This is a genomic window from Methanophagales archaeon (genome assembly GCA_021159465.1).
GTDB lineage: Archaea > Halobacteriota > Syntropharchaeia > Alkanophagales > Methanospirareceae > G60ANME1.
Genome location: JAGGRR010000079.1, coordinates 1 through 2,847, shown reverse-complemented (window position 1 = coordinate 2,847; position 2,847 = coordinate 1). Strand labels below are relative to the sequence as shown.

4 protein-coding genes are annotated in these 2,847 nt (G+C 38.5%); 1 reads left to right on the top strand and 3 read right to left on the bottom strand.

Features of this window, described 5'->3' with window-relative positions:
- Window positions 1-215 (bottom strand): transposase (locus J7J01_04265; protein ID MCD6210097.1); only part of this gene is annotated, 215 nt, incomplete at its 3' end.
- A gap of 19 nt (window positions 216-234) precedes the next feature.
- Window positions 235-594 (bottom strand): transposase, encoded by a 360-nt coding sequence (locus tag J7J01_04260; GenBank protein MCD6210096.1) that lies wholly within the window; start codon window positions 592-594, stop codon window positions 235-237.
- 346 nt (window positions 595-940) lie between these two features.
- On the opposite strand from J7J01_04260, the gene J7J01_04255 reads away from it, so the two are divergent.
- On the top strand, window positions 941-1,924 hold the full coding sequence (locus J7J01_04255) for an IS110 family transposase (GenBank protein MCD6210095.1): 984 nt from the start codon (window positions 941-943) through the stop codon (window positions 1,922-1,924).
- A gap of 107 nt (window positions 1,925-2,031) precedes the next feature.
- On the opposite strand, the gene J7J01_04250 is transcribed toward J7J01_04255, so the two are convergent.
- A complete protein-coding gene (locus tag J7J01_04250; protein ID MCD6210094.1) occupies window positions 2,032-2,235 on the bottom strand; it encodes a hypothetical protein in 204 nt (67 codons plus the stop codon).
- Window positions 2,236-2,847 lie beyond the last annotated feature (612 nt).

The window sequence follows — 2,847 nt, the reverse complement described above, 5'->3', positions numbered from 1 at the left end:
TCTTTCATTAACTTATAAATCCGCTTCCGATTCACTTTAATACCTTCCCTATACTTTAACCAGGCCGCAACACGCCTATAGCCCCAAAAGGGATGTTCTCCTTTTATGGCCTTAATCCTTTGAACAAGCATCCTGTTAGTCTGATCAGATTCACTCCCTTTGGTTTTGTCAATCTGCTTACCTTCTCCTTTTTGCCCTGACTCTTTAGATAACACCTCATAGTATCTGCTCCGACTAATTCCTAAACCAAAACAAGCATCCTTGACCGTAAAACCTGCTTCTAGCAGCTCTTTCACCGCTCCTACCTTGTTCCGAATAACTCCTCGGTTTTTTTAATACCTCAATCTGCACCGCCTGCTTGCCTATAATCCTCTGAAGCCTTTCAATCTCTGCCTTAAGCATGGCTTCCTTTTTAGAAGGAGCACCATAGACTAAGGCGTTTTTGCCACCCTCTAAAAACCTATCACGCCATTTGTAATACTGAGACTGAGATATCTGATGCTGTCTGCAAATCTCAGCCACAGACTGTTCACCTTTAAGCCCAGCTAATACAATGGCCATTTTTTCTTCTGGTGAAAAATGCCTTCTTTTCATCCTTAACCCCCTTCTAGTAGAGTAAATTAATTATACCTCTACCTTCGGGGCGTGTCCTGCCCCCCTCGTATGATGTCCTTACGGACATCATGATTATATATAGGGGAAACGTTTTGAAAAATAAACCATATATTATACAGTGAGATGATGAAAGAAGTGAGGAGGAATAGAGCCAATGCTCCCCTGGAACAGCTGTTTATTTCTCAGATAGTTCGTCCCCTAGATTGGCCGTTCCTCCCTCAAGTTTGAACAGTAGCAGAAACGGCAAAGCCAGTTTGCATTGCTACGAGGTTAAACTCAAGGGAGTTCCTCCTCACCATTTAAAATATCACATAGGAGGTATCTTATGAAAAAATTATACTTCATAGGCATTGATGTGTCAAAGGAAAAATTAAGCTGTTTTGATGGCAAAGAGGAGTTTTCAGTAAAAAATGATTTAGACCTAGAGGAATTTAAACGGCTTTTAAGGCGTAAATACAAAGACTTAAAAAGAATTGTACTTATCTTTGAAGCCACAGGCATTTATAGTTATTTTCTAAAGGCCTTTTGTAATACAAAACACATTAAGGCTTATATTTTAAATCCCAAAAAGACACCTAATTTGGCCAAGGTCTTGGGGCAAAGGTCTAAAACCGATAAAATTGATGCCAGAACTATTTATTGCTTTAAGGACTTAATCAGTAAAGAGCAAATAAAAGTGCCCCAGATAGATGAGACACTTGAGAAGATTTATGCCTATTTTAGTAGCTATAAATTTCTCATCAAACAAAGGGTGGCTCTAAGTAATCACCTTGATGCTTTAGAAAGAAATCCCTTTGCTCCCAGGGATTTAATGAAAAGGATGCAAGAAAGATATTTAGAACTAAGAGCAGAAGAAAAAAGACTTATGGAAAAGATGGAACAAATCATAGCGGAAGCAGAAGATACTCAAGAAGACCTTTCAAACCTATGCTCAATAAAGGGCATAGGTATAAACAATGCCATTTGTCTATTGATACTATTTAAACGGTATCAAGTAGAAAATAGACAGCAAGTAACGGCACTTTTGGGTTTTGATGTAAAAACGAGGCAATCAGGCACAAGTGTTTATAGTCGGGGACAAATAAGTAAGCAAGGAAACGGAATGATGCGCTCCATGCTTTATATGGCGGCCTTAAATGCGGTTAGAACAAACTTAAGGATGAAATTTTTTTATAAACGACTGATAGACAGGGGTAAACCCAGGAAGGTAGCTTTAATTGCTGTAGCAAGGAAATTGGCACTTATAGCCTATGCCATTTATAAAACAAAAGAGCCTTTTAAGGAATATGTAGGGATATATAGGTATTGACAAATCTCACAGTATCTAGGGGTCATAAGCACTTCCGTAAGACCTTATCTATCGTCTATAGTCCATCGTCTCTTTTTCACATTTTGAAGTTAACAAAAAGCAACTTTTCATTCTTTGGCATAATCTACCACAAAGGATTTTCCTCTTTCCCATTCTTCTGGAGTAAGAGCTATGGCTTCAATAGGTGCAAAAACTTCATATATGGCATCAGAGAGCACTTCTATCCTCTGCCAGAAATCTTTCCCTTTAAAATCTTCAGAAATAACCCCTAAGTCAATATCACTTTCCTCCCTTTGGTGTCTTTCGCCCAAGAACCATAAAGAATAATCCTGTCTACTTTTATCCCCTTTGTTTCAAGAACTCTTTTAAAATGGGAGATTATTTTTGAAACAAAGTCTTTATCCACTACCTTTGGACCATAGGTTTGACCTTTTTTCTGAGGAAGGAGTTTGGTTTAACAAATTTAAGTTTGACCATTAACCTTCTGGGATAAACCTTAATGTTAAATGTGGAGACGCGCCCCCTTTCTCTTTAATGTATATTGTAGGTTCGCCCCCATCTCCTCATAAAAACTTTTCAACCTCCCTTTTATTCACCTAATTATAATACATTTAACGATCTTAACAACAGTCCTGATTTGGTGTCTAAGAAAGGAGAGGGAAGGAGCGTTTACTCTTATGAATTATTTATCTCCCAACTCTCATTTTATTTTAGCGCTGCAGTGTGCTCCTTGTCTCAAGCCTAAGCCTGCGGGTGGCCTAAAGCCAAGCTTGAACCCGCTCGCTGCAGCGCAATGCGCTTTAATGTAGTTAGGAAGGAAACTTGCCGTGGCCCTCCATAGTTTGGGTTCCAAGTTGAATTATTCCAAAGAACGAGTTAAAAAGGAATAAGTGAGAAATTTTAAATTTTTATTTCTATCAGTG

Coding starts and splice junctions, on each gene's coding strand:
- J7J01_04260 (MCD6210096.1), bottom strand. CDS start 594: ATGAAAAGAAGGCATTTTTCACCAGAAGAAAAAATGGCCATTGTATTA.
- J7J01_04255 (MCD6210095.1), top strand. CDS start 941: ATGAAAAAATTATACTTCATAGGCATTGATGTGTCAAAGGAAAAATTA.